The following is a 12,645-nucleotide window of genomic DNA, read 5'->3' on the forward strand; positions in this document are numbered from 1 at the left end:
GGGCCGCACGCCGGTCCCGCCCCGCCGCGCCTCAGCGCGCCACGCTCAGCGACAGGGCGAAACGCCCCTCCGCGTCGGTCCACCAGTGGGCCGGACCGAATCCGGCCGCCTCCAGCTCGGCCCGCACACCCTCCCGCCGGAACTTCGCGGACACCTCGGTGCGCACCTCCTCCCCGGCCGCGAAGTCCACGGCCAGGTCGAGCGCCTGGATCTTGACGGTCTGCGCGGTGCGCGAGCGCAGCCGCATCTCGATCCACTCCCGTTCCGCGTTCCACAACGCCACGTGCTGGAAGCCGGCGGGCTCGAAGTCGGCCTCCAGCTCGCGGTTCATCACGGACAGCACGTTCTTGTTGAACTCGGCCGTCACCCCGGCCGCGTCGTCGTACGCGCGGACCAGCACCTCCTCGTCCTTGACCAGGTCCGTGCCCAGCAGCAGGGAGTCGCCCGGGGAGAGCAGGGCGCGCACCGAGGCCAGGAACGCGGCGCGTTCCCCGGGCAGCAGGTTGCCGACGGTCCCGCCGAGGAAGGCCACCAGCCGGGGACCGGGCATCGTGGGCAGGGTCAGCCCGCCGGTGAAGTCGGCGATCAGCGCGTGCACCTGGAGGCCCGGACGCTCGGCGACGAGCGCCTCCCCGGCCCGGGTGAGGGCGCTCCCGCTCACGTCGACCGGCACGTAGCCGCGCAGCCCGTTGCGCTCCGTCAGCGCGTCGAGCAGCACCCGCGTCTTCTCCGAGGAGCCCGAACCCAGCTCCACCAGGGTGAGGGCGCCGGTGGCCGCCGCGATCTCCCCGGCCCGGTCGACGAGGATCTCCCGCTCGGCGCGGGTCGGGTAGTACTCCGGCAGCGCGGTGATCGCCTCGAACAGCTCGCTGCCCCGCGCGTCGTAGAACCACTTCGGCGGCAGCCACTTGGGCGTGCTCGTCAGGCCCGCCCGGACGTCGGCGCGCAACGCGGCGTCCGTGGCGTCCTCGGGCAGCGTCCGGGTCAGTCGGAACTGGCTCACGTGCGGGGCTCCTTCGAAGAGACGAAAGCGTCTGCGGGGGCGGTCTCGCCGGGGTCCTTGAGGGGGGTCAGGCGCACATCCGTGCGGCTCGCCGTCAGCAGCGTGCGGTCGGGGACCTCTCGCCAGGCCGGGTCGTCGTCGTAGGGCTCCGAGGCGACGACCGTGCCGCCGCCCGGACGGGACAGGTACCACAGGGTGTCGCCCCAGGTGGTGGCGGCGACGGTGGAGCCGTCGGTCAGGAGCAGGTTGAGCCGCGAGCCGGGGGCCGCCGCGGCGACCTCCACCACCGTCTCGGTCAGCGCCCGGCCCTCGTCGTCCCCGGCCCGCAGCCTGGCCAGGACCAGCGCCCACACCAGCGCCGAGTCGCTGCGCGCCTCCAGCGACAGCAGCTCCCCGGCCGGCAGCGTCGCGGCAACCGGCGCCAACGAGGCGGGCCAGCCCGCCACGGCGCCGTTGTGGCTGAACAGCCAGGCCCCCGCGGCGAACGGCGCCGCCGCGGCCTCCGCGTCGGCGCCCGAGAGCGTCGCGTCCCGCACGGCCGCGAGCAGCGCGCCGGTGCGCACGACGCGTGCCAGGTCGGCGAAGGACTGGTCCGCCCAGATCGGCCCGGCCCGGCGGTACCGGGCGGGCACCGGGTCCTCCTGCGCGTACCAGCCCACGCCGAACCCGTCGGCGTTCACCGTGCCGTACCGCTGGTGCCTCGGCGCCCAGGACTGGCGGTACAGCCCGTGCGGCGGCGCCACGAGGAGCGCACCCAGCGGCTCGTCCGGCCCCACGTACGCCAGGTGACGGCACATCAGGCGCCCTCCGCCGTCCGGGCGGTGCGGAAACCGGAGAAGATCTGCCGCCGGACCGGATAGTCCCAGTTGCGGAACGTGCCCCGGCAGGCCACCGCGTCCACGGCGAAGGAACCACCGCGCAGCACCTTGTAGTCGGGGCCGAAGAACACCTCCGAGTACTCCCGGTACGGGAACGCCCTGAATCCCGGGTACGGGGCGAAGTCGCTCGACGTCCACTCCCACACGTCGCCGATCAACTGCCGCACGCCCAGCGGGGACTCGCCGGCCGGGTAGCTGCCCGCCGGCGCCGGACGCAGGTGGCGCTGCCCGAGGTTGGCGTGCTCGGGCCCCGGGTCGGCGTCGCCCCACGGGTAGCGCATGGCGCGGTCGCCCGCCGGGTCGTGGCGGGCGGCCTTCTCCCACTCGGCCTCGGTGGGCAGCCGGCGCCCCGCCCAGCGGGCGTACGCGTCGGCCTCGTACCAGCACACGTGCACCACCGGCTCGTCGGCCGGCACCGGCTCGGTGACCCCGAAGCGGCGCCGCAGCCACTGACCGCCGTCCCGGCGCCAGAACAGCGGGGCGGCGAGGGAGTGCCGGCGGACGTGGTCCCAGCCCTCGGGGGCCCACCAGCGCGGGTCGTCGTAGCCGCCGTCGTCGATGAACGCCTGGTAGGCGCCGTTGGTCACCGGGGTCGTGTCGATGTGGAACGGCGCCACCTCGCGCCGGTGCGCGGGGCGCTCGTTGTCCAGCGCCCACGGCTCGGTCGAGGTGCCCATCGTGAACGGGCCGCCCGGCACCAGGACCTCGGCCGGTCCGGTGAACAGCGGCACCGGGTCCGGGTCGGGCGCGGTCAGGGCCTGCGGCCCCCTGCGCAACTGGTGCGTGATCAGCATGGTCTCGTCGTGCTGCTGCTCGTGCTGGGCGATCATGCCGAAGGCGAAGCCCGCCTCGGTGAGCCGCGTCCCGTCGAACGCGGTGCGCTCCAGCACGTCCAGGGCCCGTCCGCGCACGTCCGCCGCGTACCGGCGGGCCTCGGCGGGCGACAGCAGCGGCAGGCTCGGCCGCTCGGAGCGGGGGTGCTCGAAGGCGTCGTACAGGCTGTCGATCTCCGGGCGTATCGCCTCCTGCCCGGCGACCGCGCGCAGCAGCCACTGCTCCTCCTGGTTGCCTATGTGCGCCAGGTCCCACACCAGCGGGGACATCAGCGGCGACACCTGGGCGGTCAGGTCGGGGCCCTCCACACAGCTCGTCAGCAGCGTCGTGCGCTCCCGCGCGGTGACGAGCGTGGTCAGGGCCCGCTCCCGCAGGGACTCGGCGGCGTCGGTCGCGGGCGCGTCGGTGGGGTCGGTCATCAGCGGGTCTCCTTCCCGTGCGGGCCACGGTCCGCGCCGCCCGGCATGTCCAGCAGATCGTCGGCGGGGCAGCGGCCCCTGAGGACGTAGCGCTCCAGGTACCCGGCGACGGCGTCCGTCACCTCGGCCGTCGCGCCGAGCCGGGGCAGAGCGGCGAGCGCCGCCCCGAAGCAGGTGACGGCCGCCTCGCGCAATTCCGGATCGGTCAGCGCGTCCCGGGCCGCGGCCTCGTACAGCGGGTTGTGCGGCGCGGGCAGGCCGAGGGTGCGCTCGGCCAGGGGCTTGACCGCGCGGTAGGCGGTCTCGGTGGCCTCCGGCTCGTCGAACAGCGCGGCGGTCACGGCCAGCGGCACGATCCAGCCGTCGTCCCCGGGCTGCGCGTCGATCATGCGCAGCTCCAGATGGCCGCGCGGCCTCACCGGCGGGAAGAGCGTGGTGAGGTGGTACTCCAGGTCCTCCCGGGTCGGCGGCCGGGGCACCAGCTCGCGGGTCCACTCCCGCAGGGTCAGCCCCTGGGGCACGTCCCACGGACCGCCGTCGCGGCGTACGCACATCACCGGGGCGTCCAGGACGTGCCGGGTCCAGGTGCCGCGCGGGTCGGAGTCCAGCGGAGGGCCGCCCGCCCGGCCGGCGCCGATCTGCGCCCACCGCAGCTGCCGGGTGGACCGCCAGCCGGTGGGCCGGCCGCCGGACAGCGGGGAGTTGGCGAACGCGGCCAGCAGGACGGCGCCCAGGTGATGGGCCAGCCACCACCGGCGCACGTGCCCCAGCGGCCCCGGCTCCTCGTGCCCCGCGTCCACGCACACCTGCACGGAGGCGGAGGCGCACATCATGAAGCGGCCGCCGGGACCGGCGCGGTCCAGACAGGCCTCCATGGCGTCGTAGCGCGGCTGCCGCAGGTAGCGGCGCGGCGCCTGCCAGGGATCGTGACCGAGACCGACGAGGACGAGGCCGTCCTCGCGCAGTACGGCGCGGACGGCGTCGAGATCGGCGGAGACCGAGCGGACGCACTCCGTCAGGGAGGCGGCGGGGAGCGAACTCAGCTCCAGCTGGCCGCCGGGCTCGACGGTCAGCGCCGACCTCAGGGGCACGCCCCGCAGCGCGGTGTACAGCGCGTCGAGCCGTTCGGGTGACACCGGGAGCCGGGGCGCCCGCAGGTCGTGGACGAGCCACTCCACCTCGACGCCCAGGAGCCTGGGCGGACCGGTCTTGAAGCAGATGCCGTGGACCAGTGCCTCGACCTCCGCCTCACTGACGGCGGTACGTGGCCGGACACAGCCACCAACCGGATCGGACATGTCGGGATCCTCCTGAGAGTCCACCGTGCCGCCGGCCCTTCTGTGGTGGGCCGGGCCGGCACACCCGTCCCAGCCAAGACCCTCGTGCGGCTCCGCACAAGGATGCATTTCGGGACGTTCCCGCTCGGGAGTCTCCGCGATCCGCCCGTTTGCGGGGGCTTTACCCGTCGTCGGCCGGGCCGGGAAACTCCGTTGCACCTCCGCCCCAGCATCACCCAGGATTCCCGCATGAGCACGACGGGGGAGACCGCGCGGCACGCGGTCACGGCGTCCACGGGGGTGGCGCCGTGAGCGCGCGCCTGCGGGGCATCGCACAGCGGACGGAGCAGATCGTCGCGGCCGGGTCCTACCGCGCGTCCGACGGCCGCGAGGTGTCCGTCGCCGAGGCGGCCGAGGCGGCCCGGGCGGGCACGCGCGTGCACGGGCCGGGCCCCGTGGCGGCCGAACCGCCCGCCCCGGTGCGCACGGTCCTCGAGGTCACCGGCGAGAGCAGCCTGGAGGCCGCCCGGCGCCTGGGCGGCGAGGTCGCCGTCCTCAACTTCGCCTCGGCCCGCAACCCGGGCGGCGGCTACCTCAACGGCGCCCAGGCCCAGGAGGAGGCCCTGTGCCGGGCCTCCGCCCTGTACACCTGCCTGCTGCGGGCGCGCGAGTTCTACGACCACCACCGCGCCCACCGCGACCCGTTCTACACCGACCGCGTCGTCCACTCGCCGGGCGTGCCCGTCTTCCGCGACGACCGCGGCCGCCTGCTGGACGAGCCGTACCGGGCCGGATTCCTCACCTCCGCCGCGCCCAACGCCGGCGTGGTGCTGCGCACGGCCCCGGAGCGCGCCGCGGAACTACCCGGCGCGCTCGCCGTACGCGCCGAACGGGTGCTGGAGACCGCCGTGGCCCACGGGTACCGGCGGCTGGTGCTGGGCGCCTGGGGCTGCGGGGTCTTCCGCAACGACCCGGACCAGGTGGCGGGCGCGTTCCGGACGCTGCTCGGGCCCGGCGGGCGGTTCACCGGAGCCTTCGAACGGGTGGCGTTCGGCATCCTGGACCGCACCCCGGGTGCCACCGTCCGGGCCGCGTTCGACCGGGCCTTCCCCGAGGGCGCGGCCCGCGCCGGTCAGCTCCAGCCGTAGCGCTCGCGCAACCGCTGTCGCACGAGGTCGAAGCGCATCCGGTCCAGGGCGCACGCCTCGCGGCGCATCCCCGCGTCGTGCAGGCGCAGCACGCGGTCCACGTCGACCCAGGAGTCGCGCCCGGAGCGGTCCCAGGGGCCGCTCCCGATCGGCACCCACTCCCGGTCCCCGTCGTGCCGCTTGCTGGAGAGCTGCACGGCCAGCACGGTCCCGGCCGCCTCCCGGGCGACCACGAGGACGGGCCGGTCCTTGCCCCGGCCGTCGGCCTCCTCGAAGGGCACCCACGTCCAGACGATCTCGCCGGGATCGGGGTCGCCGTCGTGCGCGGGGGAGTACTCGGTCCGCACCCGCCCCACCTCCCGCGGGTCGGCCTCGGTGGTGGCGGTGGGACCGTAACGTCCGGGGACGGTCTCGCCGTTGCTGTCGATGTCGTTGGTGAAGGCGCTCACGGCCGTACCGTACGGGACGTGCCCGTGCGGACGCGCGGGGACCCGTGGCGAGTGGCAGGCTGGCCCCGGGCCCCGGCTCCGCAAGGGGCCCGGCCGCCGGCCGCACGAGCCGGACGGGCCGGCAGGAACCGGCACGAGTCAGATTCGAGGCAGAAGGCGACGTCATGACCGACCAGCTCACCGTCAGCGTCCTGGGCACCGGCATCATGGGTGCCGCGATGGCCCGCAACCTCGCCCGCGCCGGACACGCCGTCCGTGTCTGGAACCGCACCCGGGACAAGGCCGAGCCACTGGCCGCCGCCGGCGCGCACGTCGCCGGCAGCCCGGAGGAGGCCGTGAGCGGCGCCGACGTCGTCCTCACGATGCTCTACGACGGCCCCACCGCCCTCGACGTCATGCGGCAGGCCGCGCCGGGCCTGCGCACCGGCACCGTGTGGGCGCAGTCCACCACCGCCGGCGTCGACGCGGTCGCCGACCTGGCCGCCTTCGCCCACCAGCACGGCCTCGTCTTCCTCGACGCCCCCGTCCTGGGCACCCGGCAGCCCGCCGAGAGCGGCCGGCTGCTGGTGCTGGCCGCGGGGCCCGCCGAGGCACGGGAGACGGTGGCGCCCGTGTTCGACGCCGTCGGCTCCCGCACCGTGTGGACCGGCGAGGACGGCGCGGCCGGCAGCGCGACCCGGCTGAAACTGGTCGCCAACAGCTGGGTCCTCGCCGTCACCAACGCCGGGGGCGAGACCCTCGCCCTCGCCAAGGCCCTGGGCGTGGACGCGGACGCCTTCTTCGACGCGATCGCAGACGGACCGCTCGACATGGGCTACCTGCGCGCCAAGGCCGGCCTGATCCGCGACGGCGCGCTGACCCCGGCGCAGTTCGCCGTCGCCACCGCCGAGAAGGACGCCCGCCTGATCGTCGAGGCCGGCGAGGCCAACGGCGTCCGGCTGGACCTCGCCGCGGCCGGTGCGCGCCGGTTCGCCCGCGCCGCCGCCCAGGGGCACGGGGACGAGGACATGGCGGCGGCCTACTTCGCCAGTTTCGAGGAGAAGGCGACCGACTGAACCCGCCCGGGGTACCGGGTGCACGAGACAACCCCACACCGGCACCGGACCCGGTGCCGGACCGCGTCGAATCCCGAGGAGACCGCATGTCCAAGCCGCCGCTGCCGCCCGAGGCCGTCGAACTGCTGCGCCGCCCCAACCCCTGCGTCATGGCCACCCTCCGCTCGGACGGCGCCCCCGTCTCCACGCCCACCTGGTACGCCTGGGACGACGACGGCCGCGTGCTGATCAACCTCGACGCGGGCCGGGTACGCCTGGGACACCTGCGCCGCGACCCGCGCGTCACCCTCACCGTCCTGTCGGGCGACGACTGGTACACGCACGTCACCCTGATCGGCCGCGTCGCCGAGATGCACGACGACGAGGACCTCTCCGGCATCGACCGGCTCTCCCGGCTCTACACGGGCAACCCGTACCCCAACCGGGAGCGTCCCCGGGTCAGCGCCTTCGTCGAGGTGGAGCGCTGGCACGGCTGGGGATCGATGAAGGACAGCGACCAGGCCGGCTGAAACGCCCGGGCAAGGAGGCGGGCACGGACGTATGATCGCCGCGCGGCATCGCGTGTCGGTCACCGTCCGGGTGAGGCATGGAGGCGCCGCGGAGATGCCCGTGGAGGCATTGACCTTGTCAGTCGAGTTCAACCACACCATCGTTCTCTCCCGCGACCGGGAGAAGTCCGCCCGCTTCCTCGCCGGAATCCTCGGTCTCGAGGTCGGCGCACCGGCCGGAATGTTCCTGCCCGTGACGACCGCCAACGGCGTCACCCTCGATTTCGCCACCGTCGACATCGAGATCCCCGTGCAGCACTACGCGTTCCTCGTCTCCGAGGACGACTTCGACGGCATCCTCGCCCGGCTCGTCGAGGGCGGCACGCCCCTCCAGGCCGACCCGCACGGCCGGCACCCGCGCCGGATCAACCGCAACGACGGCGGCCGGGGCGTGTACTTCACCGACCCGTCCGGGCACGGCATGGAGGCCTTCACCCGCCCCTACGGCAGCGACCCGGCCTCGCCGCTGAACGGCGTCACCGAGGACGTGCCCGGGGCCCGCTGACGGACGTCCGCCGGTGACGGGCCCTCACCCGTCGCCGGCGGGCTCCAGCGGGGCCGGCCCGGGCACGTGGTCGCGCCGCGGCAGCAGCAGCGGCGTCGCCAGCATCACCGCGCCGGCGAGCGCGACCGCCGTACGCGTTCCGGTCAGGCCCGCCAGCAGGCCCCACACCGCGGTCAGGGCCGCGGTCGTCAGCTTCCCGCTGATCGTCCAGGCGGACAGGGTCCGCGCCACCCTGTCCGCGGGCGTCAGCTCCAGCCGACGGGTCGCGAACACCGGGTTGTACACGCCCACCGAGGTGATCAGCCCGAACTCCACGACCATCACCAGCACCAGGCCCGCCGTCCCCGGCCCGACGAAGGCCAGCCCGACGGGCCAGCACACGCGCAGCACGCCGCTGACGACCAGCACCCGGTGCTCACCGAAGCGCGCCACGAGCGGACGGGCCAGCCGCGAGCCGACCAGCCCGCCGACGCACGGCACCGCGAAGGCGAGACCGTACTGCCAGGGGGCGAAGCCCAGTTCGCCCAGCATGAGCACGGCGAGCAGCGGAGCGGTCGCCATGATCAGCCCGTTGACCAGGACGGTGTTGAGGAACAGCGGGCGCAGCACCGGCGAGTCGAGCACGTACCGCCAGCCGTCCAGCAGGTCACCGGCCCGCAGCCGGTCCGCCCGCGGGCGCCGCGGGCGCGGTTCCCCGCCGCCGATCGCACGGATGCCCAGCGCCGACAGGAGGTAGCTCACGGCGTCGACCGCGACCGTCACCACCGGGCCGAACAGCCCGATCGCGGCCCCGCCCACCGGCGGCCCGAGCATGGTCGCGGTCCAGGTCGTCGCCTCGAACCGGCCGTTCGCGGCGAGCAGGCCGGACGGGGGCACCAGCGCCTTGAGACAGGAACCGGCGGCGGCCCGGAACGTGATGTCGGCCGCGGCGACCACGACCGACACGACCAGCAACTGGGCGAAGCCGAGCCGCCCGAAGGCGTACGCGAGCGGCACGCTCAGCAGCACCGCGCACCGGAGAAGGTCCGTCGCGACCATCACCGGCCGCTTGCGCCGGAACTCCACCCACGGCCCCAGCGGCACCGCCACCACCGCGCCCACCGCCAGACCCGCCGCCGCGAGCGCCGCCACCCGCCCCGGACCGGCGTCCAGCACCACGACCGCGATCAACGGAAAGGCGTCGAACGCGAGCCGTGTGCCGAACGTGCTGACCGCGTACGCGGCCCACAGCCACCCGAACCCCCGTCCCAACGACCCGCCGCCCACCACGTCCGACTCGACCGCATCCGACTTGCTCACGCCCGACATCCAAGCGAGCCGGGGGCGGCGGGATCAAACAACCGGCCGGGCGGCAGGTACAACCGATCGTTGGGCACGAGCCCCGTCGGTGGGCCTACCGGGTCAGCAGCTCGCGCAGCGCCGCCGTCACCTCGTCCGGCGCCTCCTCCGCCATGAAGTGCCCGCACCCCACGGTCCGGTGCCGCAGGTCCGGCGCCCACGCCCCCCACAGCGCGGCGGCGTCGTAACCGAGAGCGGCGCCCCAGTCCTGCTGGAGGACGGTCACCGGCATCCGCAGCCGGTTGCCCCGCTCCAGGTCCGCCCGGTCGTGCTCCACGTCGATGCCGGCCGAGGCCCGGTAGTCGGCCACGATGGAGGGCACCGCCTCGCGGCACGCCCTCAGGTAGGAGGCGCGGACGTCGGCGGGCAGGGCGTCCGGGTCCCGGGTCCACAGGTCCAGGAAGTGGCCGAAGAACGCGTCCGGCGCGGCGCCGATCAACTGCTCCGGCAGCCCGGGCGGCTGGGCCATCAGGTACAGGTGGAAGCCCACGGCCGCCGTCGTGCCGTGCAGGACGTCCCACATGTCCAGTGTGGGCAGTACGTCGAGCGCGGCCAGGTGCGTCACAGCGTCGGGGTGGTCGAGCCCGGCGCGCACCGCGACCAGCGCGCCCCGGTCGTGCCCGGCCAGCGCGAACCGCTCGTGCCCCAGCTCGCGGGCCAGGGCGACCACGTCGGCGGCCATGGCCCGTTTGGCGTACGCGGTGCCGTCCGGGTCGGCGGGCTTGTCGCTGGCGCCGTAGCCGCGCAGGTCGGGGCAGATCACCGTGTGGTCGGCCGCCAGGTCGGCGGCGACGTGCCGCCACATCAGGTGGGTCTGGGGAAAGCCGTGCAGCAGCACGACGGGGCTGCCGGTGCCGCCGACGGCCACGTTCAGGGTGACGCCGTCGGTGACGGTCACACGGTCTTGGGTGAAGCCCGGGATGGTCGGTTCCATGGGGGTCGGTGCCTCTTTCTTCCTGCTCGTGTCACCCGTCCTGGTGACGCTCTCGAGCCTGCCGCGCGCGAATCAGCAACCGATCAGCAGGCGGGCGGCGACCGGCCGGGGACCGCCCCGCACGCGTACCGTGGTGGGCGCACACAGGCCGGCGGATCGGAGCGGACGGAACACGGAACATGGACGCGGTCACGTTCGGTGTGCTCGGCGCGGTCACCGCCCGGCGAGGCCCCCACCCGGTCGCCCTCAAGGGCCCCCGGCACCGCGCCGTGCTCGCCCGGCTGGTCCTGGCGCGGCGACGGGTCGTCCCGGTCGCCCGCCTGGTCGAGGACCTGTGGGAGACGCCGCCGCCGCGGGCCGTGGGAGCGGTGCGCACCTTCGTCGCGGACCTGCGCCGCGCCCTGGAACCCGACCGCCCGCCGCGTGCCCCGGCGACGCTGCTGGTCACCGAGGGCCCCGGCTACGCCCTGCGCGCCGCGCCGGACGCCGTGGACGCCTGGCGTTTCGAGGCCGCCGTCGCCGAGGCCGACCTGCTGCCCGCCGCACAGGCGCCCGACCGGCTGCGGGCGGCCCTGGGGGAGTGGCGGGGGCCCGCCTACGCGGAGTTCGGCACGGAGGACTGGGCCCGGGGCGAACGCTCCCGGCTCACCGAACTGCGGCTGCGTGCCGTCGAACGCCGCGCGGAGCTGCTGGTGGAACTCGGCCGCGCCGCCGAGGCGGTCCCCGACCTCGACGCCCACCTCACCGAGCACCCCTGGCGCGAGGAGTCCTGGCGCCTGCTCGCGCTCGCCCTGTACCGGACCGGACGGCAGGCCGACGCCCTCGCCGTGCTGCGCCGGGCCCGCGCCCTGCTCGCGGGACGGCTCGGCCTCGACCCCGGCCCCCGGCTGCGCCGCCTGGAGGCCGGCATCCTCGCCCAGGACCCGGACCTGGACCCGCCCGGCGAACCCCCGGACCCGGCGGCCCGGCTGTGGGCCCGCGCCACCGAGGCCTACGACCGCACCGTCGCCGCCGGTGCCCGGGCCCGGCTGGAATCCACCGTCGGCCTGCTGCGCAGCCTCGCGGTCACCGGCGGCGGTGGCCTGGAAGCCGCCCGGGAGCACCGGACGGCGGCGATCCAGGCGGCCGAGGAGACGGGCGACGCGGAGCTGACGGCCCGGGTGATCGGCGCCTACGACGTCCCCGCCAACTGGACCCGCAGCGACGACCCCGAACTGGCCCGGCGGATCGTCGCGGCGGCCGAGCGCACCCTCGCCGCCCTGCCCGGGGACGCCGCCGCCGACGCGGCACGCTGCCGCCTGCTGGCCACCGTCGCCCTGGAGTCGCGGGGCGTGCGGTCCCCGCGCGGGCCGCTGGCGGCCGCCGAGGCCGAGGAGCTCGCCCGACGTCTGGACGACCCCGCGCTCCTCGCCTTCGCCCTCAACGGCGTCTTCATGCAGTCCTGCACCCGCGCCGGACTGGCGCCGCGCCGCGACGCGATCGGCGCCGAACTCGTCGCCCTGGGTGTCCGGCACGGCCTGGTCAACCACGAGGTGCTCGGCCACCTGATCCGGCTCCAGGCCCGCGCGGCCCTCGCCGACCTCACCGCCGCCGACGCACACGCGAGAGCCGTGGACCGCCTCGCCGAACGGCACGAACGGCCCCTCGTGGGCGTGTTCACCGCCTGGTACCTGGCCCTGCGCGAGGCGGTCCGCGCCGGCTCGTCCGCCGGCTCCCCCGACCGTGCCGAGGCCGCCTACCGGTCGGCCGCCGCACGGCTCGACGGCGCCGGGATGCCGGGCCTCGAACAAGGGCTCCTGCCCCTGGCCCTGCTCGGTCTGCGCCTGGCCCACGGCCGGCCCGCACAGGTGGACCCGGAGGCGGACTGGGGACCCTACCGGCCCTGGGCCGAGCCGTTCGCCCTGCTGGCCGAGGGCCGCGACACCGAGGCCCGCGGCGCCCTGCGGGCCCTGCCCGAACCGCCGCCCGACCTGCTCTACGAGGCCCTGTGCTGCGCCGAGGCCGCCCTCGCCCTCGCGCTCGGCGACCGCCCGGCCCTGCGGCGCACGTACGACCGACTGCTGCCCGCGGCCGGCGAGATCGCGGGCGCGGGCAGCGGACTGCTCACCTTCGGACCGGTCGACGGATGGCTCGCGGCGATCCGCCGGGCACTGGAGGCGTGACGGCCTCGCGGCCCGGCCTCGTCACAGGCGCGCCGAGGCCGGCGGGACCGGCGTGAACCTCGCGGGTTCCTCGTCGGGCTCAGCGCGGTCGGGCC

The 12,645-nt window shown here is 75.7% G+C and carries 12 protein-coding genes; 5 read left to right on the forward strand and 7 right to left on the reverse strand.

The genetic code is table 11. The annotated features are described in order from the left end of the window. Window positions 1-31: 31 nt before the first annotated feature. Genes egtD through egtA form a run of 4 tightly spaced genes read right to left on the reverse strand, consistent with a single transcriptional unit; the run spans window position 32 to window position 4,432 of the window. Window positions 32-1,003: an L-histidine N(alpha)-methyltransferase gene (gene egtD / locus Sdi02f_RS03310; RefSeq protein WP_030399433.1), complete on the reverse strand. Its 972-nt coding sequence runs from the start codon at window positions 1,001-1,003 to the stop codon at window positions 32-34. Beyond that, on the reverse strand, window positions 1,000-1,800 hold the full coding sequence (egtC, locus tag Sdi02f_RS03315; protein ID WP_031085964.1) for an ergothioneine biosynthesis protein EgtC: 801 nt from the start codon (window positions 1,798-1,800) through the stop codon (window positions 1,000-1,002). Before egtC ends, egtD begins: the two co-directional genes overlap by 4 nt. Next, on the reverse strand, window positions 1,800-3,134 hold the full coding sequence (gene egtB / locus Sdi02f_RS03320) for an ergothioneine biosynthesis protein EgtB (RefSeq protein ID WP_108932655.1): 1,335 nt from the start codon (window positions 3,132-3,134) through the stop codon (window positions 1,800-1,802). Before egtB ends, egtC begins: the two co-directional genes overlap by 1 nt. Then, window positions 3,134-4,432 carry an ergothioneine biosynthesis glutamate--cysteine ligase EgtA gene (egtA, locus tag Sdi02f_RS03325; protein WP_030399435.1) on the reverse strand — a complete coding sequence of 433 codons (1,299 nt, stop codon included), beginning with the start codon at window positions 4,430-4,432 and terminating at the stop codon, window positions 3,134-3,136. Before egtA ends, egtB begins: the two co-directional genes overlap by 1 nt. A gap of 287 nt (window positions 4,433-4,719) precedes the next feature. Between egtA and Sdi02f_RS03330 the strand changes: the two genes are divergently transcribed. Beyond that, window positions 4,720-5,559 carry a TIGR02452 family protein gene (locus Sdi02f_RS03330; protein ID WP_030399436.1) on the forward strand — a complete coding sequence of 280 codons (840 nt, stop codon included), beginning with the start codon at window positions 4,720-4,722 and terminating at the stop codon, window positions 5,557-5,559. Here the strand turns inward: Sdi02f_RS03330 and Sdi02f_RS03335 are convergent. Beyond that, window positions 5,544-6,008, reverse strand: a complete 465-nt coding sequence (locus tag Sdi02f_RS03335) for a type II toxin-antitoxin system PemK/MazF family toxin (RefSeq protein WP_030399437.1) — start codon at window positions 6,006-6,008, stop codon at window positions 5,544-5,546. The two genes, Sdi02f_RS03330 and Sdi02f_RS03335, sit on opposite strands and share 16 nt — an antisense overlap. 164 nt (window positions 6,009-6,172) lie before the next feature. On the opposite strand from Sdi02f_RS03335, the gene Sdi02f_RS03340 reads away from it, so the two are divergent. From Sdi02f_RS03340 to Sdi02f_RS03350, 3 genes are all read left to right on the forward strand, one after another. Continuing rightward, entirely contained in the window at window positions 6,173-7,063 is an 891-nt protein-coding gene (locus Sdi02f_RS03340; protein ID WP_030399438.1) for an NAD(P)-dependent oxidoreductase, read from the forward strand. Between the two features lie 86 nt (window positions 7,064-7,149). Then, window positions 7,150-7,572 carry a PPOX class F420-dependent oxidoreductase gene (locus Sdi02f_RS03345; RefSeq protein WP_030399439.1) on the forward strand — a complete coding sequence of 141 codons (423 nt, stop codon included), beginning with the start codon at window positions 7,150-7,152 and terminating at the stop codon, window positions 7,570-7,572. 115 nt (window positions 7,573-7,687) lie between these two features. Then, a complete protein-coding gene (locus tag Sdi02f_RS03350; RefSeq protein ID WP_053663544.1) occupies window positions 7,688-8,116 on the forward strand; it encodes a VOC family protein in 429 nt (142 codons plus the stop codon). A 24-nt stretch (window positions 8,117-8,140) separates the two neighbouring features. On the opposite strand, the gene Sdi02f_RS03355 is transcribed toward Sdi02f_RS03350, so the two are convergent. Then, a complete protein-coding gene (locus Sdi02f_RS03355; protein ID WP_030399441.1) occupies window positions 8,141-9,424 on the reverse strand; it encodes an MFS transporter in 1,284 nt (427 codons plus the stop codon). A gap of 85 nt (window positions 9,425-9,509) precedes the next feature. Then, window positions 9,510-10,388 (reverse strand): alpha/beta fold hydrolase, encoded by an 879-nt coding sequence (locus Sdi02f_RS03360; RefSeq protein WP_108932656.1) that lies wholly within the window; start codon window positions 10,386-10,388, stop codon window positions 9,510-9,512. A 179-nt stretch (window positions 10,389-10,567) separates the two neighbouring features. On the opposite strand from Sdi02f_RS03360, the gene Sdi02f_RS03365 reads away from it, so the two are divergent. Then, window positions 10,568-12,550 carry an AfsR/SARP family transcriptional regulator gene (locus tag Sdi02f_RS03365; protein WP_053638714.1) on the forward strand — a complete coding sequence of 661 codons (1,983 nt, stop codon included), beginning with the start codon at window positions 10,568-10,570 and terminating at the stop codon, window positions 12,548-12,550. The last annotated feature ends 95 nt before the right edge of the window (window positions 12,551-12,645 follow it).

This window comes from Streptomyces ardesiacus, assembly GCF_003112575.1.
GTDB classification, from domain to species: domain Bacteria; phylum Actinomycetota; class Actinomycetes; order Streptomycetales; family Streptomycetaceae; genus Streptomyces; species Streptomyces ardesiacus.

Bases quoted from the DNA above. Each gene is read 5' to 3' on its own strand.
- egtC (WP_031085964.1), bottom strand. From the start codon at position 1,800: ATGTGCCGTCACCTGGCGTACGTGGGGCCGGACGAGCCGCTGGGTGCG.
- egtB (WP_108932655.1), bottom strand. From the start codon at position 3,134: ATGACCGACCCCACCGACGCGCCCGCGACCGACGCCGCCGAGTCCCTG.
- egtA (WP_030399435.1), bottom strand. From the start codon at position 4,432: ATGTCCGATCCGGTTGGTGGCTGTGTCCGGCCACGTACCGCCGTCAGT.
- Sdi02f_RS03340 (WP_030399438.1), top strand. From the start codon at position 6,173: ATGACCGACCAGCTCACCGTCAGCGTCCTGGGCACCGGCATCATGGGT.
- Sdi02f_RS03345 (WP_030399439.1), top strand. From the start codon at position 7,150: ATGTCCAAGCCGCCGCTGCCGCCCGAGGCCGTCGAACTGCTGCGCCGC.
- Sdi02f_RS03355 (WP_030399441.1), bottom strand. From the start codon at position 9,424: ATGTCGGGCGTGAGCAAGTCGGATGCGGTCGAGTCGGACGTGGTGGGC.
- Sdi02f_RS03360 (WP_108932656.1), bottom strand. From the start codon at position 10,388: ATGGAACCGACCATCCCGGGCTTCACCCAAGACCGTGTGACCGTCACC.
- Sdi02f_RS03365 (WP_053638714.1), top strand. From the start codon at position 10,568: ATGGACGCGGTCACGTTCGGTGTGCTCGGCGCGGTCACCGCCCGGCGA.